22 protein-coding genes are annotated in these 25206 nt (G+C 61.1%); 12 read left to right on the top strand and 10 right to left on the bottom strand.

The features are described 5' to 3' along the window. Window positions 1-63 precede the first annotated feature (63 nt). Together ICY20_RS13505 and rmuC are read left to right on the top strand one after the other, a co-directional pair. Complete coding sequence (locus tag ICY20_RS13505) at window positions 64-387, top strand: SEL1-like repeat protein (protein ID WP_122485839.1); 324 nt, start codon at window positions 64-66, stop codon at window positions 385-387. 175 nt (window positions 388-562) lie between these two features. Further along, window positions 563-1927, top strand: coding sequence for a DNA recombination protein RmuC (rmuC, locus tag ICY20_RS13500; RefSeq protein WP_194937807.1), 1365 nt, complete (start codon window positions 563-565; stop codon window positions 1925-1927). A 534-nt stretch (window positions 1928-2461) separates the two neighbouring features. On the opposite strand, the gene ICY20_RS13495 is transcribed toward rmuC, so the two are convergent. From ICY20_RS13495 to ICY20_RS13485, 3 genes are all read right to left on the bottom strand, one after another. After that, the gene (locus ICY20_RS13495) at window positions 2462-5932 is read right to left on the bottom strand and encodes a hybrid sensor histidine kinase/response regulator (RefSeq protein ID WP_159961723.1); all 3471 of its coding nucleotides are present in this window, start codon (window positions 5930-5932) and stop codon (window positions 2462-2464) included. A gap of 120 nt (window positions 5933-6052) precedes the next feature. Further along, a complete protein-coding gene (locus ICY20_RS13490) occupies window positions 6053-6436 on the bottom strand; it encodes a YbaN family protein (RefSeq protein ID WP_159961721.1) in 384 nt (127 codons plus the stop codon). Between the two features lie 20 nt (window positions 6437-6456). Beyond that, window positions 6457-7044: a UPF0149 family protein gene (locus ICY20_RS13485; RefSeq protein ID WP_159961719.1), complete on the bottom strand. Its 588-nt coding sequence runs from the start codon at window positions 7042-7044 to the stop codon at window positions 6457-6459. A gap of 276 nt (window positions 7045-7320) precedes the next feature. Here ICY20_RS13485 and recQ point away from each other — a divergent pair, with 276 nt between their 5' ends. Then, window positions 7321-9447, top strand: a complete 2127-nt coding sequence (gene recQ / locus ICY20_RS13480) for a DNA helicase RecQ (RefSeq protein ID WP_194937709.1) — start codon at window positions 7321-7323, stop codon at window positions 9445-9447. Window positions 9448-9568: 121 nt separating this feature from the next. After that, window positions 9569-10003 (top strand): MarR family transcriptional regulator, encoded by a 435-nt coding sequence (locus ICY20_RS13475; RefSeq protein WP_122485845.1) that lies wholly within the window; start codon window positions 9569-9571, stop codon window positions 10001-10003. 68 nt (window positions 10004-10071) lie between these two features. On the opposite strand, the gene ICY20_RS13470 is transcribed toward ICY20_RS13475, so the two are convergent. Continuing rightward, window positions 10072-12261 carry a patatin-like phospholipase family protein gene (locus tag ICY20_RS13470; protein ID WP_194937708.1) on the bottom strand — a complete coding sequence of 730 codons (2190 nt, stop codon included), beginning with the start codon at window positions 12259-12261 and terminating at the stop codon, window positions 10072-10074. A gap of 84 nt (window positions 12262-12345) precedes the next feature. On the opposite strand from ICY20_RS13470, the gene ICY20_RS13465 reads away from it, so the two are divergent. Next, complete coding sequence (locus ICY20_RS13465; RefSeq protein ID WP_159961713.1) at window positions 12346-12633, top strand: SelT/SelW/SelH family protein; 288 nt, start codon at window positions 12346-12348, stop codon at window positions 12631-12633. 36 nt (window positions 12634-12669) lie between these two features. Here the strand turns inward: ICY20_RS13465 and ICY20_RS13460 are convergent, their stop codons facing one another. From ICY20_RS13460 to ICY20_RS13450, 3 genes are all read right to left on the bottom strand, one after another. Continuing rightward, window positions 12670-12948 carry a hypothetical protein gene (locus ICY20_RS13460; RefSeq protein WP_159961711.1) on the bottom strand — a complete coding sequence of 93 codons (279 nt, stop codon included), beginning with the start codon at window positions 12946-12948 and terminating at the stop codon, window positions 12670-12672. 128 nt (window positions 12949-13076) lie between these two features. Beyond that, on the bottom strand, window positions 13077-13961 hold the full coding sequence (locus ICY20_RS13455) for a DMT family transporter (protein WP_159961709.1): 885 nt from the start codon (window positions 13959-13961) through the stop codon (window positions 13077-13079). Window positions 13962-14061: 100 nt separating this feature from the next. Beyond that, window positions 14062-14811, bottom strand: coding sequence for an AraC family transcriptional regulator (locus tag ICY20_RS13450; protein ID WP_159961707.1), 750 nt, complete (start codon window positions 14809-14811; stop codon window positions 14062-14064). A 136-nt stretch (window positions 14812-14947) separates the two neighbouring features. Here ICY20_RS13450 and ICY20_RS13445 point away from each other — a divergent pair, with 136 nt between their 5' ends. Continuing rightward, a complete protein-coding gene (locus tag ICY20_RS13445; protein WP_159961705.1) occupies window positions 14948-15757 on the top strand; it encodes a UDP-2,3-diacylglucosamine diphosphatase in 810 nt (269 codons plus the stop codon). A gap of 124 nt (window positions 15758-15881) precedes the next feature. Here ICY20_RS13445 and ICY20_RS13440 read toward each other — a convergent pair whose 3' ends face one another. The 3 genes from ICY20_RS13440 to phhA all read right to left on the bottom strand — a co-directional run bounded on the left by ICY20_RS13440 (window position 15882) and on the right by phhA (window position 18323). Further along, window positions 15882-17075: an amino acid aminotransferase gene (locus ICY20_RS13440; protein WP_159961703.1), complete on the bottom strand. Its 1194-nt coding sequence runs from the start codon at window positions 17073-17075 to the stop codon at window positions 15882-15884. Next, on the bottom strand, window positions 17075-17431 hold the full coding sequence (locus ICY20_RS13435) for a 4a-hydroxytetrahydrobiopterin dehydratase (RefSeq protein ID WP_057700926.1): 357 nt from the start codon (window positions 17429-17431) through the stop codon (window positions 17075-17077). The genes ICY20_RS13440 and ICY20_RS13435 overlap by 1 nt, the downstream gene beginning before the upstream one ends. A gap of 100 nt (window positions 17432-17531) precedes the next feature. Next, on the bottom strand, window positions 17532-18323 hold the full coding sequence (gene phhA / locus ICY20_RS13430; RefSeq protein WP_194937707.1) for a phenylalanine 4-monooxygenase: 792 nt from the start codon (window positions 18321-18323) through the stop codon (window positions 17532-17534). A gap of 257 nt (window positions 18324-18580) precedes the next feature. Here phhA and ICY20_RS13425 point away from each other — a divergent pair, with 257 nt between their 5' ends. From ICY20_RS13425 to flgJ, 6 genes are all read left to right on the top strand, one after another. After that, window positions 18581-20143, top strand: coding sequence for a sigma-54-dependent transcriptional regulator (locus tag ICY20_RS13425; RefSeq protein WP_194937706.1), 1563 nt, complete (start codon window positions 18581-18583; stop codon window positions 20141-20143). A gap of 328 nt (window positions 20144-20471) precedes the next feature. Further along, window positions 20472-21212, top strand: a complete 741-nt coding sequence (locus tag ICY20_RS13420; RefSeq protein WP_194937705.1) for a flagellar basal body rod protein FlgF — start codon at window positions 20472-20474, stop codon at window positions 21210-21212. A 62-nt stretch (window positions 21213-21274) separates the two neighbouring features. Continuing rightward, a complete protein-coding gene (flgG, locus tag ICY20_RS13415) occupies window positions 21275-22060 on the top strand; it encodes a flagellar basal-body rod protein FlgG (RefSeq protein WP_017527602.1) in 786 nt (261 codons plus the stop codon). A gap of 53 nt (window positions 22061-22113) precedes the next feature. Continuing rightward, window positions 22114-22809 carry a flagellar basal body L-ring protein FlgH gene (gene flgH / locus ICY20_RS13410; protein WP_122485855.1) on the top strand — a complete coding sequence of 232 codons (696 nt, stop codon included), beginning with the start codon at window positions 22114-22116 and terminating at the stop codon, window positions 22807-22809. A gap of 27 nt (window positions 22810-22836) precedes the next feature. Continuing rightward, window positions 22837-23925, top strand: coding sequence for a flagellar basal body P-ring protein FlgI (locus ICY20_RS13405; protein WP_194937806.1), 1089 nt, complete (start codon window positions 22837-22839; stop codon window positions 23923-23925). 4 nt (window positions 23926-23929) lie between these two features. Next, complete coding sequence (gene flgJ / locus ICY20_RS13400) at window positions 23930-25201, top strand: flagellar assembly peptidoglycan hydrolase FlgJ (RefSeq protein ID WP_194937704.1); 1272 nt, start codon at window positions 23930-23932, stop codon at window positions 25199-25201. Window positions 25202-25206 lie beyond the last annotated feature (5 nt).

The following is a 25206-nucleotide window of genomic DNA, read 5'->3' as shown; positions in this document are numbered from 1 at the left end:
AGCTTTACCTATACGAAAAAAAGAGTAGAGTGGCGCGCCTTCCGATCTGTCCCACAGTGCTTTATGAAGTTTCGCTCAGTATCACCTTCTGTTACCGACACCTCTCAAACTGTTACCGCACCCAAGCGCTTCTCGTTGAAGGTCGCTTTGTGGTTGCTCGACAGCCCGCGTCTGGGGCACAACACCAACGTGAAGCACTTCGCCGGGCGTTTGCTCAAGCAGCCTGCCCGGGAAGGCGTGGTGGCCGCGCAGAGCCGCCTGGGCCAGTTGATGTGCCGTGAATGCGGCAATGCCCGTGACCGGCGCATCGGCCACGACCTGCTACGCTCGGCCGCCCGCGCCGGCGACCGTCGCGCCCAGCGCGAACTGGGCCAGGTCGAAGACTGAACTGTCTTCCCGCCCTATGCTCCGTTAACCTTGCTCTTTTTCGGTAATGGCAGAAATGGCTATGGTGTTTGACTGGACCAGCATTGCCCTGGGCCTCGCTGGCGCGGCAGTGCCGTTATTGGCGGTGTGCTGGCAGCTTCAACGTCGGCTCACCGCGCGAACCACCGGCTGGGAGTTGCTCGAAGAGCGCCTGGCCACCGCGCAGCTGGCCCAGGAAGGCCTTGCCGCCCAACTGGACGCCAGTCGTGACGAGATCAGCGACCTGAGCCAGGCCAATGCTGCCAAGCAAGCCGACCTCGCCGCTGTGCGTCGCGAAGTCGAACTGTTGCAGATCGACCGCGACAACGCCCGCGACGCTGCCCATGCCTGGAACCTTGACCGCAGCGCCAAGGAAACCGAACTACGTCGCCTGGACGCATTATCGTCGGCCTTGCGCGCCGAACTGCGCGAACAACAGGACAGCCATCAGCAGCGTCTCGCCGACCTCCAAGGCTCGCGAGATGAGCTGCGTGCACAGTTCGCCGAGCTGGCCGGCAAGATCTTCGACGAGCGTGAACAACGTTTTGCCGAAACCAGCCAGGAACGTCTGGGTCAGTTGCTTGATCCCCTGAAAGAGCGCATCCAGTCCTTCGAAAAACGTGTCGAAGAAAGCTATCAAAACGAAGCGCGCGAGCGTTTTTCCTTGGCCAAGGAGCTCGAACGCCTACAGCAACTGAACCTGCGTCTGTCGGACGAAGCGACCAACCTGACCCGTGCTCTCAAGGGCCAGAAAACCCAGGGCAACTGGGGTGAGTTGATTCTGGAGCGGGTGCTGGAGCATGCAGGCCTGGAAAAGGGTCGCGAGTATCAGACTCAGGTCAGCCTTAAAGGGCCGGATGGCGAGCGTTTCCAGCCGGATGTATTGATCATGTTGCCCGGCGACAAACAGGTGGTGGTGGACTCCAAAGTCAGCCTCACCGCCTACCAGCAGTTCGTCGCGGCGGATGATGAAGTGATCGGCCAGGCGGCGTTGAAGCAGCATGTCTTGTCCCTGCGCAATCACGTCAAAGGCTTGGCGGGTAAGGATTACAAGCGCCTGGAAGGCCTGCACAGCCTGGATTTCGTCTTGCTGTTCGTGCCCATCGAAGCGGCGTTTTCCGCCGCCTTGCAGGCCGAGCCCAACCTGTTCCAGGAAGCCTTCGACCGCCATATCGTGATCGTCAGCCCGACCACATTGCTTGCCACCCTACGGGTGATCGACAGCCTGTGGAAGCAGGAGCGCCAGAGCCAGAACGCCCGCGAAATCGCCGAGCGTGCGGGCTGGCTGTACGACAAGTTCGTGCTGTTTATCCAAGACTTGGACGAAGTGGGTAATCGCTTGCAGCAGTTGGATAAAGCTTACAGCGCGGCGCGTAACAAGCTGACAGATGGACGTGGGAATTTGGTCAGTCGCACTGAGCAATTGAGGTTGCTTGGGGCGCGGGCCAGCAAGAGCTTGCCCGCCGACCTGCTGGAACGGGCGATGACGGATGCCGATGGCGTAGCCCATCTACCTGAATAAATGAAGATCAAAATGTGGGAGGGGGCTTGCTCCCGATGGCGTTGGGTCAGCTACAACTGTAGTGACTGACACACTGCCATCGGGGGCAAGCCCCTCCCACATTTGGCCGCCATACATCAGGTAGAGGGTGGTTTGCTCTGGCTCTGGCTCTGGCTCTGGCTTTTGATTTGGCTTTTGATCTTGATCTCAGGCGCCCCGTTAACCACGCTGGCCTAACGCAGGCTTGAATACGTGGGTAACCCGGCAGGACGCCGGGTTAGCCGTCCTGGGCCAAGGATGGCCCATGACGGCGGCCCACGGATTCAAGCCTGCGTTCGGGCATGCCGAGCCTAGGCGAGGCACCGAGTGGTGAGGCAAGAGCCCTTTTGGTTACTTTTGGGGCTCTTTTCCAAAAGTGACTCGCCGTAAGGGCGAAACCAATAGCAGCCCTCACCAAAATAATGGATATGTACCCCGCCCAAACCCCTCTATCGCCTGACACAAAGCCATCGGGAGCAAGCCCCCTCCCACATGTTTCACCGAGTACATCCGGTCTTACAGCGGCAAATGCCGGCTCAACAACGCCCGCAACGCCGCAGGCTTCACCGGCTTGGCCAGGTAATCCAACCCCGCCGCATGCACCTCGGCCACCATCTCCGGCCGCCCGTCAGCACTGATCACCACCCCTGGAATCGGCTCGGCCAACTGCGCCCGCAACCACCCCATCAATTCGGTCCCGGTTTCGCCATGGTCAAGGTGGTAATCCACCAAGGCCAACTGCGGGCGTACGCCATCGGCCAGCAATGCCGCGCATTGCGCCTGGTCGGTGGCGGTGTATACCTCGCAACCCCAGCGGCTCAACAGGCTGCGCATGCCGATCAGGATGCTTTCTTCGTTATCGACACACAGCACCTGTGCGCCACTCAGTGGCAGGCCATTTTCTTGCGGGGCCACCACGCGGGGGCTGGCCTGGTTGCGTGCCAAGGGCACGCTGACGCTGAAGACGCTGCCCTTGCCCGGCCATGAACGCACGCTCAAGCGATGGCCCAAGACGCGGCACAGCCCGTCGGCAATCGCCAAGCCCAGTCCCAGGCCTTTTTCGGCGCGCGTTTGATGGCTGTCCAGGCGTTTGAATTCTTCGAAGATCACCTTCTGCTTATCCGGCGGAATGCCGGGGCCTCGGTCCCAGACTTCCAGGCACAGTTCGCCCTGGCGTCGGCGTACGCCCAGCAGCACCGGGCCGTCGGCATAACGGAACGCGTTGGTAAGAAAATTCTGCAGAATGCGCCGCAGCAACTTGATGTCACTGTCGACCCGCACACGGCTGCCGCGCAGGCGGAAGCGCAGGCCTTGCTCCTGGGCTTGTGCCTTGAACTCAGCGCCCAGGGTGTCGAACAGTTCGTTAAGTACAAAGGGTTGGCGCTGCGGGTTGATCTTGCCGTTTTCCAGGCGCGAGATATCCAGCAAGTCGCTGATCAGGTCTTCGGCGGAACGCAGTGAGCTGTCCAAATGCTGCACCAACTGCCGCGCTTCGCCGGACAGCCCATCGTTCTGATGGGAGAGGGCGGCGGAGAACAGCCGCGCAGCGTTCAGCGGCTGCATCAGGTCATGGCTGACCGCCGCGAGGAAGCGGGTCTTTGACTGGCTGGCGGATTCGGCCACACCCTTGGCATCGGTCAGCGCCACGTTGAGTTGCGACAGCTCATGGGTGCGCTCGGTCACCCGTCGTTCCAGGCCTTCGTTGGCCTCGGTGAGTGCCTGCTCAGCCTCACGGAACGCGGTAATGTCGGTGAAACTCATCACGAAACCGCCGCCGGGCATGGGGTTGCCGATCAGTTCGATCACCCGCCCGTTGGGGAATAAACGCTCGGAGGTGTGCGCGCGGCCCTGGCGCATCCAGTGCAGGCGTCGCGCCACATGCACCTCGGCCTCGCCCGGCCCGCACAGGCCGCGCTCGGCGTTGTAGCGAATGATGTCGGCAATCGGGCGGCCCACGCTGATCAAGCCGTCCGGGTAGTTGAACAGCTCCAGATAGCGCCGGTTCCACGCCACTAACCTGAGGGACTGGTCAACCACGCTGATGCCCTGGGTGATGTTTTCAATCGCGCCTTGCAGCAGCGCACGGTTGAATTGCAGCACTTCGGAGGCTTCGTCGGCGATTCGTACGACATCCTCCAGTTGCATTTCCCTGCCTTCAATCGCCGCCTTTACCACCGCACGCGTCGATGATGCGCCGAGTACACCGGCCAGCAGGCGCTCGGTGTGGGCGATCCAGTCATTGTCGGCGTTCTGGTTGGGGTTGAAGCCTTTGCCCTGACGATAGGCGAAGCGAATAAAGCTCTGCTGGGCGCGCTCCTCGCCCACAAAGCGCGCAGCCAGGCTGAGCAGGTCGCTGATCTGCACCGACAACATCGAACGGGCGCTGGCCCGCTGGCTGATTTCCTGGCCGATAAAGCGCCCGGCTTGCCAGTGTTCAGACACCCGTGTACGCGACAGCATCGACACCCAAACAAACAGGGTGAAGTTACCCGCCAGTGAGAACACCGTGCCCAGGGTCAGCGAAGTGACGGACAGCCCTAACGGGTGGGAATGCATCCACGTCAGCCCAGGGAAAAGGCTAAGGGACCAGCCTAGGCTTTTCGCCGTAACCGGTAGGACCAAGGTGTAAAACCACAGGAATGTACCCGCCGCCAGCCCAGCAAATACACCACGCCGGTTCGCCTGCTTCCAATACAGCGCGCCAAGCATCGCCGGCGCCAGCTGCGTCACGGCGGCAAAGGCGATCTGGCCGATGGTCGCCAGGCTCGCCGTGGAGCCCAGTAATCGATAACTCACATAGGCCAGCAGCAGGATGATCACGATGCTGACCCGACGCACCGACAGCATCCAGTGGCGGAACACCTCGAACGGCCGCTCCGCGCTGGAGCGCCGCAGCAGCCAGGGCAGCAGCATGTCGTTGGAGACCATGGTCGACAACGCGATACTCGCCACGATCACCATGCCGGTCGCCGCCGAGGCGCCGCCGATAAACGCCAGCACCGCCAGGGCAGGGTGGGCTTCTGCCATGGGCAGGCTGATCACGTAGGAATCCGGCAATACCGATGCGGGCAACAGCATCTTGCCGCCGAGGGCGATCGGGATCACAAACAGTGCGGCGAGAATCAAGTAAGCCGGAAACACCCACTTGGCCAGGCGCAGATCCTGAGGGTCGATGTTCTCCACCACCGTGACATGGAACTGTCGCGGCAGGCAGATGATTGCCATCATGGCCACACCGGTCTGCACCACCATGGAGGGCCAGTTGACGGTCTCTTTCCAGTATTCATCCAGGCGTGGCGCGAGCATGGCCTGGCTGAACAGGTCGCCGAAACCGTCGTAAAGGCCGTAGGTTACAAACGCGCCAACCGCGAGAAACGCGAACAGCTTGACCAAAGATTCAAATGCAATCGCCAGCACCATGCCACGGTGGTGTTCGGTGGCATCGAGGTTGCGCGTACCAAACACAATGGTGAACAACGCCAGCACCAGCGACACGATCAATGCCGTGTCTTGGGCGCGGGTGCCAGTGGTGTCGGCGCCGGCGCCGATCAGCAGGTTAACCCCCAGCACAATGCCCTTAAGTTGCAGCGCGATATACGGCAGCACGCCCACCAGGCAGATCAGTGCCACCACTACCGCCAGGGATTGGGATTTGCCATAGCGCGCCGCGATAAAGTCGGCGATGGAGGTAATGTTTTCCTGCTTGCTGATCAGAATCATCTTCTGCAGCACCCAGGGTGCCAGCACCAGCAACAGTACCGGCCCCAGGTAAATCGGTAAAAACGCCCACAACTGTTCGGCAGCCTGGCCTACAGCGCCGAAGAAGGTCCAACTGGTGCAGTAGACGGCCAGCGACAGGCTGTACACCCAGGCACGCATACGTGGCGGCAGCGGCGCATGGCGACGGTCACCGTAGAAAGCGATGGCAAACATAATGGCCATATAGGCCAGGGCAACGGCGGCGATAAGCCCGCTGGACAGCGTCATGGTAACTCCGAGCATAAGAACACCCAGGCATTCCAGGCCCGGTTGGACAGTCTCGCATGATGCTTGGGGTTAGTCAGTGTCGACCAAGGTCGTGTGAGGGGGAATGTCGCAGGTACGTGCTCAGCGTGGTGGCAGGGTTTTCTGGCGCAGGATGTAAACGGTCACCAGTACGGCGCTGGTCAGCATGAAACCGCGTGCCCAGGGGAGGGGGACGAGGTAGCAGGAAAAACCGATGCTCAACCACATCAGGCCGATGGCGTAGACCTTGCCTTTGAGGGGGATGCCATTACCTTCCAAATAGTCGCGTATCCACGGGCCCAGGCGCGGGTGCTCCACCAGCCAGTGGTAGAAACGCGGAGAGCTACGGGCGAAGCAGGCAGCAGCGAGGAGCAGGAAGGGCGTGGTCGGCAATACCGGCAGGAATATACCGACTACCCCCAGCGCTACGCTCAGCCAGCCGATGGCCAGCAGTGCGTAACGCAGGAGCAGCGAGCGATTGCCCATGGATGTCACGGGCAACTGACTCAGTGGTGACGTGGCTTGAGGATCGCCGGTTTTTCGTCAGGGGCGTTGCACAGCAGGTACAGGGCGGTGAGGGCTTCCGGGATCTGTACGATCATGTCGTCCATCAGGTTGGCGTCGGAGGCGATATCGGCGAACTCCGGCTGGTCGTCGAACAGGCCCGAACCGACCATGATCGGCAGCAGCATTTCGCTGACTTCTTCTTCGGCGGTTTCGAACCAGGCGGCTTCGCGCAGGAACACGCCTTCCATGAAACCGATGCACCAGCCGCGCAGGTCGGAGTCGTCTGGCTCTTCGCCCAGGTCCAGCTCGCATGGCAGCTCGAATTCCTCGTCGGAGGCCAGTTGGCGACCGATGTGGGCTTTCAGAGCGATCAGGGTCGACTCGATTTCTTCACGCTGGGCAGCGTCGGCGTAGTGAGGTTCTTCGGCGAACAGGGCGTCGATCCACTCACGGTCAGGTACGGGCTCGGCACAGATGGACAGGGCGGTCAGGTAGCCGTGGGCGGCCACGTAGTCCAGCGCCTCGTCATGCAGCTCATCGGCGTCGAGGAAGGCTTGCAGGCGGGTTAGTTGCTCAGCGAAGGACATTGAAGGGCTACCTTGGGAATATACGATGCTGAATTCTAGGCGTTCTTGCGCGCCCAGGCCAGCCGCACTGCATATTTGCCAGGTTTTAGATAGCAGCCGCTATTCGTCAGTGGCGCCCTTTGGCCGATGACGCTCGGGTATACTGCCGCGTTTTGTGATGCCCGTGCAGGCCAAGCGCCAACCCGTGAAAACTTCGCTTACGGATTATTTCCCGTGAATTCGCGTTTTTTCGGCCAGCCTGTACAGAGGGATTTCGGCGATATTTTGGAGTTATACATGCTCGAGCAGGCTCAACGCGTCCTCAAGGACATCTTCGGCTACGACAGTTTTCGTGGCCGCCAGGGTGCGATCATTGAGCGCGTGGCCAGTGGTGGTGACGCCCTGGTATTGATGCCTACCGGCGGCGGCAAGTCGTTGTGCTTCCAAGTGCCTGCGTTGTTGCGCAACGGCCTGGCAGTGGTGGTGTCGCCGCTGATCGCCTTGATGGACGATCAGGTCGCGACCCTCGAAGAGCTGGGGGTTGCCGCAGCCGCGTTGAACTCCACCCTCAGCGCCGAGCAGCAGCGCGACCTGGCTGCGCGGATCAAGCGCGGTGAAGTGAAGATGCTCTACCTCGCGCCCGAGCGCCTGGTGCAGCCGCGCATGCTGGCCTTCCTGCAAAGCCTTGAAATTGCCCTGTTCGCCATCGACGAAGCCCACTGTGTGTCGCAATGGGGTCACGATTTCCGCCGCGAATACCTGCAACTGGGCCAATTGGCCGAGCTGTTCCCCGACGTGCCGCGTATCGCCCTGACGGCTACCGCCGATAAACGTACTCGCGAAGAAATCGTCGAGCGCCTGCATTTGCAGAACGCCGAGCGCTTTCTCTCAAGCTTCGACCGGCCGAATATTTTCTACCGTATCGTGCCCAAGGAGCAGCCGCGCAAACAGTTGCTGGCGTTCCTGTCCGAGCGGCGCAGCGATGCGGGCATCGTCTATTGCCTGTCGCGCAAGAAGGTCGACGAAGTAGCCGCGTTCCTTTGTGAGCAAGGCTACCCGGCGCTGCCTTATCACGCCGGCCTGCCTAACGAAACGCGCTCGGCCCACCAGAAGCGCTTCCTCAACGAGGAAGGCCTGATCATGGTGGCCACCATCGCGTTCGGCATGGGTATCGACAAATCCAACGTGCGCTTTGTCGCTCACATGGACCTGCCCAAGTCCCTTGAGGCGTACTACCAGGAAACCGGGCGTGCTGGCCGTGATGGCCTGCCGGCCGATGCGTGGATGGTCTACAGCCTGCAAGACGTGGTGATGCTCAAGCAGATGCTGCAAAACTCCGAGGGTGATGAGCGCCACAAGCGGCTGGAGCAGCACAAGCTCGACGCCATGCTCTCGCTGTGCGAAGAAACCCGCTGCCGCCGCCAGACCTTGCTGGCGTACTTCGACGAAGACATGCCCGAGCCTTGCGGCCACTGCGATAACTGCATTGACGGCGTGCAGACGTGGGACGCTACCGAGCCGGCGCGCCAGGGCTTGTCCGCCATCTATCGCACGGGCCAGCGCTACGGCGTTGGTCATTTGGTGGATGTCTTGCTGGGCAAGGACAACGAGAAAGTCCGCAGCTTCGGCCATGAAAAACTCTCGGTCTATGGCGTTGGCAAGGCCCGCGCCGAAGGCGAGTGGCGTTCGTTGTTCCGCCAGATGGTCGCCCGTGGGTTGGTGGATATCGACATCGAGGGCTATGGCGGCCTGCGTTTGAATGACTCTTGCCGGCCACTGCTCAAGGGCGAAGTAAGCCTGGAGCTGCGCCGCGACCTCAAGCCGCAGACCACCGCCAAGACCAGTACCAGCCAGGCCAGCCAGCTTGTGCGTGGCGAAGAGCGCGAACAGTGGGAAGCCCTGCGTACCCTGCGGCGCAAATTGGCCCAGGAGCACAGCGTGCCGCCGTACGTCATTTTCCCCGACTCCACCTTGCTGGAGATGCTGCGCGAACAGCCCACCACCATGGCCGAGATGGCGCGGGTCAGCGGCGTGGGTGCGCGCAAGCTGGAGCGCTACGGCCAGGCCTTCCTCGAAGTGCTCGGCGGCCAAGCCGAAGCGCCAAAGGAAGTCGCCGATATTCGCCACGAGTTGATCAGCCTGGCACGTGCCGGCATGACTCCGATTCAGATCGCCGGCCAGTTGCAATGCTCGGAGAAAAACGTCTACACCCTGCTGGCCGAATCCATTGGCAAGCAACAGCTGTCACTGGAGCAGGCCCTTGATTTGCCGGAGGATTTGCTCGGTGAAATCCAGGACGCGTTTCTTGATGGAGAAGGCGAGTTGCCACCGGTCGCGGAGATCGCGCCGCTGTTTACCGGGCGTGTACCCGAAGGTGTTTTGTACTGTGTGCGTGCCGCTTTACAGTCTGAATTCGAAATTTAGTGCGCCAATTACGACAATGTAACGAATCAGTACATAGCGATGCTTGCCTACCGGCATGGCTCATGCTTAGCTGACTAATAATTGGCCACACTTTGTTTTCAGTCTTAATCATGAGTTTTTTATGCCTTTAACCGATCAACACCGCTTTGGCATGCAGTTGGCGCAGATGTCCCGAGGTTGGCGCGCCGAACTGGACCGTCGCCTGGCGGGGCTGGGTTTGTCTCAAGCGCGCTGGCTGGTGCTGCTGCACCTGGCGCGTTTTGAAGAAGCCCCTACTCAGCGTGAACTGGCGCAAAGCGTCGGTGTGGAGGGGCCAACGCTGGCTCGGTTGCTCGACAGCCTTGAAGGCCAAGGCCTGGTGCAACGCCAGGCGGTGGTGGAAGACCGTCGTGCCAAGCGCATCTTGCTGTGTGATACCGCTCGGCCGTTGATCGACCAGATCGAGACCATTGCCACGCAATTGCGTCATGAACTGTTTGTGGGGGTGGATGAAGAGGATATGAAGGTGTGCATGCGGGTGCACGGGCACATTCTGGCGAATCTGGAAAAGTCCTGACCTTAAATACAGCAAAGATCAAAATGTGGGAGGGGGCAAGCCACCTCCCACATTTGATTAGCGTTGCGTCAGAAGGTTTGGCCCAGGTTCAGGTACACCGCCTTCTGGTTATCATCGTTGAACCCATAACTGAAATTCAGCGGCCCCAACGGCGTATCAAACCCCAAAAAGATACTCGCCGCATTGATGTAGCCACTGTCGAACTCGTTATCGTTGTTCCACGCCCGGCCTCGCTCCAGCGACGCGCCCAGGTACAACGGGAAATCCAACGGCAAATACGACCGCGGCGTCAGGCGCCTGTAGTACACCGCCCGCATCAGGCTGATGTTCTGCCCTGAAATTGCATCCTCGCGAAAACCCGACAATTGCCGCGCTCCGCCCAGCAGGAAGCTGGAAATCACCACGTCGGATTTGTCCAACGTTCTGCCGTAACGCCCGCCCAGCACCAAGGTGTCCGGGCCGTTGCTCATGGCCTTGTCCAGCTTGAACTCCCACTGGCGATAGCGCTGGTCCGAGCCCAGCCCCGGTTCGAATTCGCGGTAGGCCAGGCCGATATCTTCACCACTGTGGGGGAAGTACACGTTGTCCAGTGAGTCGAAGGAATACTTCAATTCATAGAAGCCTTCGCTGAAACTCACGCTCGGCAGGTCGCGGTCGCCGATACGCACATCCGCCTTGCCCCAGGCCTCGCCGACGCCGAAGCGAATCTCGCCGCTGTTGCCGATCTGGCGCCCCACGTTCAGGCCGAAACCGTAGCGTTCCAGGCGGTATTCGGAGATGGGGTCGTTGTCCAGGATCAGCTCGACGTTCTGTGCCTGGGCGCTGATATAGGGCGCGACGAAATAGCGCGAGCCTGTGTCCATCGGTTGGTAGAACTCGCTGTACAGCTCTTGCCGATCACCAATCTGCACCCGCGTCAGCCATTCGGCGCCTAGGCGGTTGATGCCGTTCATGCGGTAGCTGGCGCCGAGGTTGAAGGCGCTGTCGCCACGCATGTCGTCCGACAGGTTCAGGCCCAGGCGCAGGTAGTCGGTGCCGCTGCGTTTGCCCCGCGCGCTGATCACCAGGGTGTTGTCCTGGCCTTTCTTGATGACGCGGTATTGCACCTGCTCGAAATAATCCAGGCCGTACAAGGTGCCCATGTCGGTTTGCAGTCGCCCCAGGTTGAGTGGTTCGCCCAGGGGTTGGCGGATGTAGTAGCGGATCACGTCGTCGCTGACTTTCGAGTCGTTTTCTACATTGATCGCGGTGATCACCGGCGTGCGCTCACCGGGTGTGCGCGCCGCTGCCAACTCCGGGTCGATGGGTTCGGCAGGGCGCAGGTGGGCCAATCGCAGGTCGAGGGCGCGGGTGGCTCGGTAGCCGGCGTCGATCATGTCTTTGGCACGGCCGAAGTCGGTTACGCCAAAGGCGGACAGCGGCGGTTGAATCAACACGTCTTTGGGGTGCAGGGCCTTGAGTTGCTCTTCGGAATTGCGCCGGGTCATCAGGGTGATGGATTGGTTGAGCACATCCACTACCGTCGCCAGTTGCTTGCGTGAACGCAGTGGGGTGCCGATGTCCACGACGATGGCGATATCCACGCCCATCTCCCGTGCCACATCCAGCGGGATGTTATCGGTCATGCCTCCGTCTACCAGCAGGCGCCCGTCCAGCTCCACTGGGGCAAACACCGCCGGGATCGACATGCTGGCGCGGATCACCTGAGGCAGGTGGCCCTTGCTGAACACGACTTTTTCACCGGTGGTGATATCGGTGGCCACGGCGCGGAAGGGGATCGGCAGCTTGTCAAAATTACGCGTGTTGCTGCTGTGGGCGAACATGCTCTCCAGCAGCAGCGCCAGGTTTTGGCCCTGGATCACGCCCAACGGCAAGCCGAGGCTGCCGTCGTCGCGAAAGCTCAGCTTTTGCTTGACCAGGAAATCGCGGTCATCCTGCTTGCGCCGAAACGGCACGTCTTCCCGTGGTGGCGCATCGGACAGTGCCTGTTGCCAATCAATGTTCAGCGCGAGTTTTTCCAGTTCATCGATCTTGTAGCCCGAGGCGTACAGCCCGCCGATGACCGCGCCCATGCTGGTGCCAGCAATCGCATCGATCTGGATGCCTTGCTCTTCCAGCGCCTTGAGCACGCCGATATGGGCCAGGCCACGGGCGGCGCCCCCGGACAGCACCAGGCCGATTTTCGGGCGTGGGGTTTCGACGGCTTGGGCGAGGAGGGGTAGCAGGCACAGCAGCAGGCAGGACAACAGGCGGCGCATCACGAATCTCAAGGCTGGGCGATAAAGGCCGGTATTATAGCCACTCGATCCTCCGAGCCCGTTATGCCAGGAACCTCTCAAATTATGTCCGCAAACAAACCCGAGATCGTCATCACCTATTGCACCCAATGCCAATGGCTGCTGCGCGCCGCATGGCTGGCGCAGGAGTTACTGAGTACGTTCTGTGATGACTTGGGCAAAGTGTCGTTGGAGCCCGCCACCGGAGGCACATTCCGCATCACGTGCGATGGCGTGCAGATTTGGGAGCGCAAGGTGGACGGTGGCTTCCCGGAAGCCAAGGTGCTCAAGCAACGCGTGCGGGACCAGATCGACCCGCAGCGCGATCTCGGCCACAACGACCGCACTCAATGAAGGTCACCGCTCCCTGAAAGAGCGGTGACCTAACACCTAGGCGGCCATCTTTTGTTTGATGAACCCGATCACCCAGGTCAGCACCAGGCCGCCAACACCACCGCCGAGGATATTGCTGCCCACTGCGGCGACATCCAGCGCCTCGCCAGCGGAGCTGCCGGTGAACTGCGCGACAATTTGGCCAAGGATAAGGCCCCCGATACCACCGAGAAAGGTATTGAGCCCGGTGCCCAGGCTCTGTTTGGTCATGCCCGCCAAGTTACCGCCGACGGCACCGCTGATGACCTGAACCAGCAATTGGATAACTGTTTCCATGATGAAACCCCTGCATAGCGTCAATGGAGTGACCACTCGCTTGCAGCAACTTCAAATGGCATGGCTGTCGTCGAGTAGCCCTTATCCGTTTAACGACGACAGACTGTTACGGATCGCCAGAGTATAGATCACGCCGCAGCGGCGGGCTGTTTGGCCTGGCTGGCGCTGCCCATCAGCCCGGACAGCACGATGGCGACGATGATCAGCGCACCGCCCAGCAGCATGCGCAAGGTCGGGGTTTCGGCGAACAGCAGCCACGCCACGGTGATGCCGTACACCGGCTCCATCGCAAACACCACCGAGGCAGTGCGCGCCTTGATCACCGCCAGGCTGGCAACAAACAGGCTGTGGGCCAGGCCGGTGCAGAACACCCCCAGCAAGCCGATCCACAGCCAGTCGATGGCGCGTACATCCGCCAGGCCTGGGGCGGCGATAGGCAACAGTAACGCCGCCACCACCACGTTTTGGCACAGCGCCGCCTGCACCGCAGGAATGCGCCCGGAGCTGGCGCGGTTGTTCAGCGACAGCAGTGAAAACAACAACCCCGACGCAATACCCCAGAGCAGGCCGCCGGTGGCTTCGCTGGCAAGGTCGAAGTCTGGCGTGACCAGCACCAGCCCGATGCTGACCAGAACCACCAACACCACTTCGTTGGCGCGGATGCGTTCGCGGAAGATCAACCCTTCGAGGATCACGGTAAAGGCCGGGAACGCGGTGAACCCAAGGGTGGCGACGGCCACGCCGCCGACCTTTACCGCCATGAAGAACGTCACCCAATGTGCCGCCAGCAGCACGCCGCTGATCAACAGCCGGCGCCAGTCTTGCAGCGCGAGTTTTTTCCACGGGGTGTTGCTGGCAAACCGCGCAAATACCGCCAGGGCCAGTACGGCAAATGCGGCGCGGCCAAACACGATAATGGCCGGCGAGGCGGCCGCCAGTTTGCCGAATACGCCGGTGAGGCCAAACATCAATGCGCCGATATGCAGGGCGCCGAGGGCTGTGCGGGGAGTCATTGCGATCCTTGAACCAACGGGGTTAACAGCATCGCAGTCTAGAGGGTTGGCGGCGTTGGTGTCTGTCGCCAGTCTCGCGTGCTTTAGCGCCAGACTCTTGTCATGCACCGCGGCGCAACGCCCCCGGCGAGGCGCCAAACTCACGCAACATTGCTGCGGCGAACGCGCTTTGCGAGGCATAGCCGACGCGTGCGGCGATCTCGCCGACGGGCAGCAGCGTTTCCCGCAGCAGGCCCAGGGCCATGTGCAGGCGACGGCTGCGCAGATAGTCCATCGGCGTTTGCCCGCATTCAGCCATGAAGCGTGCATGCAGGCGCGCCACCGACAGCTCGGCGATACGCGCAAGGTCGGCGACTTGCAGTGGGTGCGCCGCGTGGCGCTCGATATGGGCATTGAACGCGGCATACGGCAGGCGCCGGCCTGGCACCGGTTGATCCAAAGGATGATTGAGGCTGGCGAGCAACAGCACCGCGCCTTGCTGCACGATCAGCGGGTCATCCACCGGGCTGCTGGCCAGCCATTGCACCAGTTGGCGCTGCCGCGGGTCCAGCGCCAGCCGTGCAGGTTGATCGAGCAGGCGGCGACTGGCATCGGCATGCTCGCCCAACGATTGCACCACCCAATGCTCGGTGGGCACATCCAGCACCAGGCAGCGGCTGCCGTCGCGGCTGTCGCAGGCGTGGTGGGTGGAGTAGGGCAGCACCATCACGCTGCTGTCACGTACCTGGCTGCCGACGCCCTCGACCTCAAAGTCCAAATGCCCGGACAGGCCGAACACCAACTGCGCATGGTCATGGCTGTGGGCGATGGGGGCATGGGTGTAATGGCGTAGCGTGAGGATCGGTCTCATCGCGGTCTCCTGGGCAGGCTGTCGCAGTCTACAACGCTTTGCTCACGCCGGGCGTTGTCATCAGACTGACGCACCGTTGTCATGGGCTATTAATCGCCGTGGCGCAAGCTCGCGAAAACAGCGTCGAGGGATGCCCATGACCAGTGCCGAGTTCACCAAGCCCAGCCGCAAGCAACGGGTACGTACCCTGTGGATTTCCGATGTGCATCTGGGCACCCGGGATTGCCAGGCCGAACATTTATCGCAATTCCTCAAGGGCTACCAAGCCGATAAGGTCTACCTGGTGGGCGATATCATCGACGGCTGGAAACTGCGCAGTGGCATGTATTGGCCCCAGGCGCACACCAACGTGATCCGCCGCCTGCTGACCATGGCCAAGCGCGGCACCGAGGTGATCTACGTCACTGGCAACCATGATGAGTTTTTGCGCCGTTACTCCAAGCTGATCCTGGGCAATATCCAACTGGTGGACGAGGCGGTGCATGTGACTGCCGATGGCCGCCATTTGTTGGTTATCCACGGCGACCAGTTCGACGTGATCACCCGTTATCACCGCTGGCTGGCGTTTCTGGGCGACTCGGCCTACGAATTCACCCTCACCCTGAACCGCTGGCTCAACCACTGGCGCGCACGCTATGGCTACGGTTACTGGTCGCTGTCGGCGTACCTGAAGCACAAGGTCAAGACCGCTGTGAGTTTTATCAGCGACTTCGAAGAAGCCATCGCCCACGAAGTGACCAAGCGCGAACTACATGGGGTGGTCTGCGGGCATATTCACCATGCGGAGATTCGCAAGGTGGGCGAGGTGGACTACCTCAACTGCGGGGATTGGGTGGAGTCGTGCACGGCGTTGATCGAGCACTGGGATGGCAGTATCGAGTTGTATCGGTTGGCGGATGCGCAGGCCAAAGAGGCACTGCTCAAGGCTGAGATGGCCACAACCTGAAGGTCAACCCAGTTCAAATGTGGGAGGGGGCTTGCCCCCGATAGCGGTGTGCCAGTTCCCCTTCCAGTGACTGACATACTGCCATCGGGGGCAAGCCCCCTCCCACATTTTTAGCCCGGTTTCGTCAGTTGGAGACGTCGGCGATTGCAGCTGCGAGCAATGTAAGGCGTGTGGCATCAATCCCCGCCACATTCGCCCGCCCCGAACTCACCATATACACGCTGTGCTTCTCCCGCAGTTGCTTCACCTGCTCGGCACTCAAGCCGGTATAGGAAAACATCCCGCGCTGCTCGCCAATATGCGCAAACCGTTCAGCCAACCCGTGTGGCACCAAGGCCTCCACCAACCCTGAGCGCAACTGCGCAATCCGCGTACGCATGGCTTCCACTTCGCCACTCCAGAGCGCTTTCAGTTCGGCATCGCCCAGAATAGTCGCCACTACTGCCGCACCATGATCCGGCGGCGTCGACCACAGGTTGCGGGCAATATTGGCCAGCTGGCTGCGCACATCCGTCAGCTTCTCGGCATCCGCCGCGCATACGATCAGCGCACCCACTCGGTCGCTGTACAGGCCGAAGTTCTTCGAGCACGAGCTGGTGACCAACACTTCCGGCAACTCGCTGGCAAACAAGCGCACTGCCCAGGCGTCTTGCTCCAGGCCGTCGCCAAAGCCTTGGTAGGCGAAGTCGATCAGCGGCAGCAGCTGGCGCTCACGCACAATTTTTAGCACCTGGCGCCAGTCATCCTGGGACAGGTCAAAGCCGGTCGGGTTATGGCAGCAGGCGTGCAGCAACACCACATCGCCTTGCGGGACGGTGGCGAGTGTCGCCAGCATCGCCGCCACATCCAGGCGGTTATCCGCGCCCACGTATGGGTAATGGCTGACCTTGAGCCCCGCCTTGGCGAAGATGCTTTCATGGATCGGCCAGGTCGGGTTGCTCAGCCACACGCCACGGCCGGGTAGGCTGTGGGCGATAAAGTCGGCGCTCAGGCGCAGCGCACCGGTGCCGCCGGGTGTTTGAGTGGCGCCGGCGCGACGCTCGCGGATCAGCGCAGAGTCGTCGCCCAGCACCAGCGCGCTGATCAAGGTGCCGAACGCCGCATTGCCGTGGCCGCCGATGTAGGTCTTGGTGGCTTGTGTATCCACCAGACGCTGTTCGGCCCGTTTCACGGCGTGGGGAATCGGCGTCAGGCCCTGGTCGTCCTTATAGACGCCCACGCCCAAGTCGAATTTGTTTGGGTTGGAGTCCTGGGCATACAGGTCCATCAGCCCGAGGATGGGGTCACCGGGCACGCGGCCAATGGCATCAAAATGCATTACTTGCGGCCCTCGGCGCTCTTGGCCACTTCGTCGGTGCGTGCGGCCATGATGAAGTCGTTGCGGTGCAGGCCCTTGATGGAGTGGCTCCACCAGGTCACGGTGACCTTGCCCCATTCGGTGAGCAGGCCTGGGTGATGGCCTTCGGCTTCGGAGATTTCACCCATGGCGTTGGTAAAAGCCAGGGCGAACTTGAAGTTCTTGAACAGGAAAACCTTTTCCAACTGCATCACGCCGTCGCGTACTTCAATGTTCCAGTCGGGGATCTGCTTGATCAGCACCGGCAACTCTTCATCGCTGACTTGTGGGGCATCGGCGCGGCAGGCTTCGCAGTGGGCTTGGTTCAAGGTGGTCATGTGGAGATGTCCTGAATTCGAAAATTTGAAGGTCAGTGGGCGTTACCCTAAAGCAACGCGAGGCCAGGGAACAGACTCACCTGGCCTTAAAAACTGAGGTTTAGGCTGCCTTGGGTTTCGGGGGGAATTTCGGCGCGTGTAAGCCCAACTGCATACCACGCTCGACCATGCCCATGATGTCTTCCTGCGCCACTTCGAACAGGCGCTTGAGATTGGGCAGCACGAAGTACAGCGGTTGCAGGATGTCGATGCGATACGGGGTGCGCATCGCTTCCAGCGGGTCAAAGGCCTGGTGCTCGGGCTCGGAGGACAGGCTGTACACCGTTTCCTTGGGCGACGACAAAATGCCGCCACCGTAGATGCGCCGCCCTTCGGGCGTGTCCACCAGGCCAAACTCGATCGTCATCCAGTACAGGCGCGCCAGGTACACCCGTTGCTCCTTGGTGGCCGCCAGGCCGAGCTTGCCGTAGGTGTGGGTGAATTCGGCAAACCAGGGGTTGGTCAGCAGCGGGCAGTGGCCGAAGATCTCGTGGAAAATATCCGGCTCTTGCAGGTAGTCCAATTCCTCGCGGGTGCGAATAAAGGTCGCCACCGGAAACTGCTTGCTGGCGAGCAATTCGAAGAACGTCTGGAAGGGGATCAGCGCCGGTACGCGGGCTACTTGCCAGCCGGTGGTGTCGGCCAGCACCTTGTTGATCTCGCCCAGTTGCGGAATGCGATCGAGGGGCAGGCCAAGCTTGTCGATGCCGTCCAGGTACTCCTGGCAGGCGCGGCCTTCGATCACTTTTAGCTGGCGCGTGATCAACGTGTTCCACACCGCATGTTCTTCGGGCGGGTAGTGGATAAAACCTTGCGCATCGGGCTCGCGGGCCACGTAGTGCGTCTGCTTCATACGGCTCTCCTGCTAGGCATTCGTTCTTGTTATGTCCTGGGATGCACCTATTGATAACTCGACGGGCGCCAGATTCCACCCGGTTCTGGCGGTAACGTGTAGAAAAATGCACCGGTTTTCGTAAAGTATTCGTTACGTTTGTACGCTGCTTCACGTTGCTGGGCTGGGAAAAGGTCAGCGTCTGTCACATAATCTTGACGACTATCTGCGCCCAGCGACAAAAAGACGCGGCGCCTCCCCACTTTTCGGGCCTCTTCATGCGTATCAAAGTGCACTGCCAGAACCGCATCGGCATCCTGCGGGACATTCTCAACCTGTTGGTGGAGTACGGCGTCAACGTCGCCAAGGGCGAGGTCGGCGGTGAGCACGGCAACGCCATCTACCTGTTTTGCCCCAATCTGGTGAACATGCAGTTCCAGGCGTTGCGCCCGCAGTTCGAGGCGATTGCCGGCGTGTTCGGCGTGAAAAGGGTAGGGCTGATGCCCAGCGAGCGGCGGCACATGGAGCTCAATGCGTTGCTCGGCGCCCTGGAGTTTCCGGTGCTGTCCATCGATATGGGCGGCTCCATCGTCGCCGCCAACCGTGCGGCGGCGCAGTTGCTTGGGGTGCGGGTGGACGAGGTGCCGGGCATCCCGCTGTCGCGTTATGCCGAAGATTTCGACTTGCCAGAGCTGGTGCGCGCGAGCAAATCGCGCATCAATGGCCTGCGGGTCAAGGTCAAGGGCGACGTATTCCTGGCGGACATTGCGCCGCTGCAATCTTCCGAGCACGACGACAGCGAAGCCATGGCCGGCGCCGTGCTGACCCTGCACCGTGCCGACCGCGTCGGTGAGCGGATCTACAACGTACGCAAACAGGAACTGCGTGGCTTTGACAGCATCTTCCAAAGCTCCAAGGTCATGGCGGCGGTGGTGCGTGAAGCCCGGCGCATGGCGCCGCTGGACGCACCGCTATTAATAGAAGGCGAAACCGGCACCGGCAAAGAATTGCTGGCGCGTGCCTGCCACTTGGCCAGCCCGCGTGGCCAATCCCCTTTGATGGCGCTCAACTGCGCAGGCTTGCCGGAGTCGATGGCCGAGACAGAGTTGTTCGGCTACGGCCCTGGCGCGTTTGAAGGGGCGCGTGCCGAGGGCAAGCTGGGGCTGCTGGAACTGACGGCAGGCGGCACACTGTTTCTCGATGGCGTGGGGGAAATGAGTGCGCGTTTGCAGGTGAAATTGCTGCGCTTTCTGCAAGACGGCTGCTTTCGTCGCGTAGGCAGTGATGAGGAGGTGTACCTGGATGTGCGGGTGATCTGCGCGACCCAGGTGGATTTATCCGAGCTGTGCGCCCGTGGGGAGTTTCGCCAGGACCTGTATCACCGCCTCAATGTGCTGTCGCTGCATATCCCGCCCCTGCGTGAATGCCTGGACGGCTTGGCGCCATTGGTTGAGCACTTCCTGGATCAAGCCAGTCGCCAGATCGGTTGCCCGCTGCCCAAGCTTGCACCCGCGGCCATGGACAAACTCAGTCATTACCACTGGCCCGGCAACGTTCGGCAGTTGGAGAATGTGCTGTTCCAGGCGGTGTCGTTGTGCGAGGGCGGCACGGTGAAGGCTGAGCATATTCGTTTGCCGGACTACGGCGTGCGCCAGCCGCTTGGCGATTTTTCGCTGGAGGGGGGGTTGGAAGCGATTGTTGGGCGGTTTGAGAAGGCGGTGTTGGAGAGTTTGTATGCCGACCATCCGAGTAGTCGGCAGTTGGGCAAGCGGCTTGGGGTTTCCCATACCACCATTGCCAACAAGCTGCGGGACTACGAAATCCTCAAGGCCGACAAATAACTACCTGACACAACTGGGTTAAAAATGTGGGAGCTGGCTTGCCTGCGATAGCAGTGGGTCAGTGAAGTATGTGCTGACTGACCCACCGCTATCGCAGGCAAGCCAGCTCCCACACTTTATCTTCATTGTTTTAAAGACCGGTGTTTGCCGCTGGCGGCAGTAGTCCGCCGTTTTTTCGACTATCCCCCCGCGCACATTTCCCCACGCCTCCCCGCAAACCCCTGTCCCGCTTGGTTTTCACCCTATTTCAAAAAGTTGGTTCGCAAATTGCTTAAGCCTCCTCAGTACAGCGGTGGGCGGCAAGCGTCCGTCAGAAAGAGGAAAGAGCGTGGACAAGTACCTTTACGTGGCAATGACCGGCGCCAGCCAGAATGCTCTGGCGCAGAAGGCCCATGCCAACAACCTGGCGAACATTTCCACCAACGGTTTTCAGCGTGACCTGGAACAGGCGCGTTCGATGCCGGTATTTGGTGACAGCTTTCCGGCGCGGGCCTTTGCCCTCACCGAACGCCCAGCGACTGACTTCACCCCCGGCGCGATGATCGAAACCGGCCGTGACCTCGACGTGGCCGTCAGCGGCGACGGTTGGATGGCCGTACAGACCCCGGACGGCGGCGAAGCCTACGTGCGCAGCGCCAGCATGAACGTCGATGCACTGGGCGTGCTGCGTGCCGGCAACGGTATGCCGATCATGGGCAACGGTGGCCCGATTGCCGTGCCGCCTCAGCAAAAAATCGAAGTGGGCGCCGACGGCACCATCAGCATTCGCGCCATGGGCGAAGGCCCACGGGTGATGGCTGAAGTGGACCGCATCAAGTTGGTCCAGCCTGACCTCAAGAATATGACCAAAGGCTTGGACGGCACCATCCACACGATGGATGGCCAGCCGGCCGTGGTCGATGCGGGCGTCAAGCTGACCTCGGGTTTCCTGCAGGCGAGCAACGTCAATGCCGTTGAAGAAATGACGGCGGTGCTGGCGCTTTCCAAGCAATTCGAGCTGCACATCAAGATGATGAACAGCGCCAAAGAAGATGACCAGGCCATGACGCGCGTCATGCAGATGAGCTGATTGCAGCCCACTAACTAATTTGTGATGTCGCGCCAACAAACAGGCGCACAGAGGAGAACAGCATGCTTCCGGCTCTATGGGTTGCCAAAACCGGTCTGTCCGCCCAGGACACCAACCTCACCACCATTTCCAACAACTTGGCCAACGTATCGACCACGGGTTTCAAGCGTGACCGTGCCGAGTTCCAGGACCTGCTCTATCAGATCAAGAAGCAGCCTGGCGCCCAGTCGACCCAAGACAGCGAACTGCCGTCGGGCCTGCAATTGGGTACCGGTGTGGCGATCGTTGGCACCCAGAAGAACTTCAGCGCCGGTAACCTGCAACAGACCGGCCAGCCGCTGGACATGGCCATCAACGGCCGGGGTTTCTTCCAGATTCTGCAACCCGATGGCACCACGTCCTACACCCGTGACGGTACGTTCCACCTCGACTCCAACGGCCAGATCGTCACCGCCAACGGTTTCTCGCTGGAGCCGGCCGTGATCGTGCCCGCCGATGCCAAAACCTTCACCGTCGGCAACGACGGCACCGTCTCGATCACCGTGGCCGGCAACCCAGCCTCGCAAGTGATCGGCAACCTGCAAACCGCCGACTTCATCAACCCGGCTGGCCTGCAAGCCATGGGCAACAACCTGTTCCTGGAAACCGCTTCCAGCGGCGCGCCGCAAATCGGCACCCCTGGCCTGAACGGTTTCGGCACCACGCTGCAAAGCACCCTGGAAACCTCCAACGTGAGCACGGTTGAAGAGATGGTCAACATGATCACCACTCAACGCGCCTACGAGATGAACTCCAAGGTGATCTCTACCGCCGACCAGATGCTCTCGTTCGTCACGCAGAATCTGTAATCAAGTCTATGGGGCGCCGTTGATGGCGCCTGCAACACCGTGAGGTTAGGGTCATGAATCGCTACGTTTCTGTTTTGGCACTGAGTGGGATCGCTGTGCTCACGGGCTGTGTTGCCCCGACGCCAAAGCCCAACGACCCGTACTACGCGCCGGTGTTGCCACGCACACCGTTGCCGGCGGCGGCCAACAATGGCTCGATCTACCAGGCCGGTTTCGAACAGAACCTGTACAGCGACCGCAAGGCGTTCCGAGTCGGTGACATCATCACTATCACGCTGAACGAGCGCACCCAGGCCAGCAAGAACGCCAACTCCCAAGTGGGCAAGAACAGCACCGCCAGCCTGGGCTTGACCTCGCTGTTTGGCGCGGTGCCCAACGTCAATAATCCGTTGAGCGATGGTGACCTGACGCTGAACGCCGGCTACAGCGGTTCGCGCGCCACCGATGGCAAAAGTGCGGCCGGGCAGGGCAACAGCCTGACCGGTTCGATCACCGTGACGGTCGCTGACGTACTGCCCAACGGCATCATTGCCGTGCGCGGCGAGAAGTGGATGACCCTCAACACCGGTGATGAGTTGGTACGCATTGCCGGCATGGTGCGCGCCGATGATATTTCTACGGATAACACCGTGCCTTCCACGCGAATCGCTGATGCACGCATTACGTATTCCGGCACCGGCGCGTTTGCTGATGCAAGCCAGCCAGGCTGGCTCGACCGTTTCTTCCTCAGCCCGCTGTTCCCTTTCTAGGTGGCCACTTTGAACCTCAAACAGCTGATGGCGGCGGCACTGTTGCTGACCTTGAGCGCAGTCGCCCAGGCCGAGCGCCTGAAAGACATCGCCAGCATTTCCGGCGTGCGCTCCAACCAGTTGATCGGCTACGGTCTGGTGGTGGGGCTTAACGGCACGGGCGACCAGACCACCCAGACGCCGTTCACCTTGCAGACCTTCAACAACATGCTCTCGCAGTTCGGCATCAAGGTGCCGGCGGGTTCGGGCAACGTGCAGCTTAAAAACGTGGCCGCGGTGTCCATCAGCGCCGACTTGCCGGCGTTCTCCAAGCCGGGTCAGGTGGTGGACATTACCGTGGCATCTATCGGTAACTCCAAAAGCCTGCGGGGCGGCACCTTGTTGATGACGCCGCTTAAAGGTATTGACGGCAACGTCTACGCCATCGCTCAGGGCAACCTGGTGGTGGGTGGCTTTGACGCTGAAGGTCGTGACGGTTCGAAGATCACCGTGAACGTGCCATCGGCCGGGCGAATCCCTGGTGGCGCCACCGTTGAGCGCACCGTGCCGAGTGGTTTCAACCAAGGCAACAGCCTGACACTGAACCTCAACCGTTCTGACTTCACCACCGCCAAGCGCGTCGTCGACAAGATCAACGACATGCTCGGCCCTGGCGTGGCCCAGGCCATCGACGGCGGCTCGATCCGCGTGACCGCGCCGCTGGACCCAAGCCAGCGTGTGGATTACCTGTCGATCCTGGAAAACCTCGAAGTCGACCCAGGCCAAGCGGTGGCCAAAGTCATCATCAACTCGCGTACCGGCACCATCGTGATCGGCCAGAACGTCAAGGTCTCGCCGGCGGCGGTGACCCACGGCAGCCTGACCGTGACCATTACCGAAGACCCGATCGTCAGCCAGCCTGGGCCGTTGTCCAACGGCCAGACTGCCGTGGTGCCCCGCTCGCGGGTCAACGCCGAGCAAGAAGCCAAACCGATGTTCAAGTTCGGCCCTGGCACCACGCTGGATGAGATTGTCCGCGCGGTGAACCAGGTGGGTGCAGCGCCCGGCGACTTGATGGCGATCCTTGAAGCTTTGAAACAGGCCGGCGCCTTGCAAGCCGACCTGATCGTGATCTGAGGCCATGGCCATGGATATGCGCAAGAGCGGCATCAGCAGCACGGCGGACTCGGGGTCTTACTCCGACCTGAACCGGCTTAACCAGCTCAAGGTCGGCGCCGACAAGAACAGCGAAGGCAACATGCGCAAAGTCGCGCAGGAGTTTGAATCGCTGTTTTTGAGCGAGATGCTCAAGTCGATGCGTTCGGCCACCGAGGCGTTGGGTAAAGACAACCCGATGAACACGCCGGCGGCCAAGCAGTACCAGGAAATGTACGATCAGCAACTGGCGGTCTCGATGTCTCGCGAAGGCGGCGGCATCGGCCTGGCCGACGTGCTGATGCGCCAGATGCAACAGAACAAACCGGTGGAGGCCCAGGCCGCGACCCTGCAAGGCCCGGCTGCGGCTGAAGCGGTGAAGAAGGTTGATGTGCCGACGCAAATTGCCGCCGGCACTCAGGCCGAAGGGCCGCTGGGCCGCTCCAACGGCCAGCGTCCGTTGTGGGCGTATCGCGTGGCTGAGCCGCAAGCGGGCGCCGCTGCCTCCCACAGCAATGACATGGAGCTGATGAACCAGCGCCGTATCTCGTTGCCGAGCAAACTCACCGACCGCCTGCTGGCTGGCATCGTGCCGAGCACCGACGCGACTACCGTCGCCCAAGCCGCGCCGCTGCGTAACAGCGCGGCCGATGACAATGTAGTCAACAGCACTGCGCGCAGCGTCGCCGTACGCAATGACCGCATGCAGGTGTACGGCCGCGCCGTGGCCCAGCCACCGCTGGCACCGGCAAAAAAAGCCTTCAGCTCCCAGGATGAATTCGTCGCCACCATGCTGCCGATGGCCAAGGCCGCCGCCGCGCGCATTGGCGTTGATCCCAAGTACCTGGTGGCGCAGGCCGCGCTGGAAACCGGCTGGGGTAAATCGGTCATGCGTGCCGAAGACGGCAGCAGCAGCCACAACCTGTTTGGCATCAAGGCCGGCCAAAGCTGGCAGGGCGGCCAGGCACGGGCGATCACCAGCGAGTTCCGCGATGGGGCGATGGTCAAGGAAACGGCGCAGTTCCGCTCCTACGATTCGTACCAGGACAGCTTCCACGACCTCGTGACATTGCTGCAAAGCAATGATCGCTATAAAGAAGTTGTGAAATCGGCCGACAACCCGGAACAGTTTGTACGCGAGTTGCAAAAAGCCGGTTACGCCACCGACCCGGCTTACGCCAGCAAGATTTCGCAGATCGCCAAAACGATGGACAGTTACCAGAATTACGCTGCCGCTGGCGCAACCACACATTTATAAGGTCT

This window comes from Pseudomonas pisciculturae, assembly GCF_015461805.1.
GTDB lineage: Bacteria > Pseudomonadota > Gammaproteobacteria > Pseudomonadales > Pseudomonadaceae > Aquipseudomonas > Aquipseudomonas pisciculturae.
The sequence above is the reverse complement of the archived record's forward strand: the minus strand, read 5'-3'. Positions and strand labels throughout refer to the sequence as shown.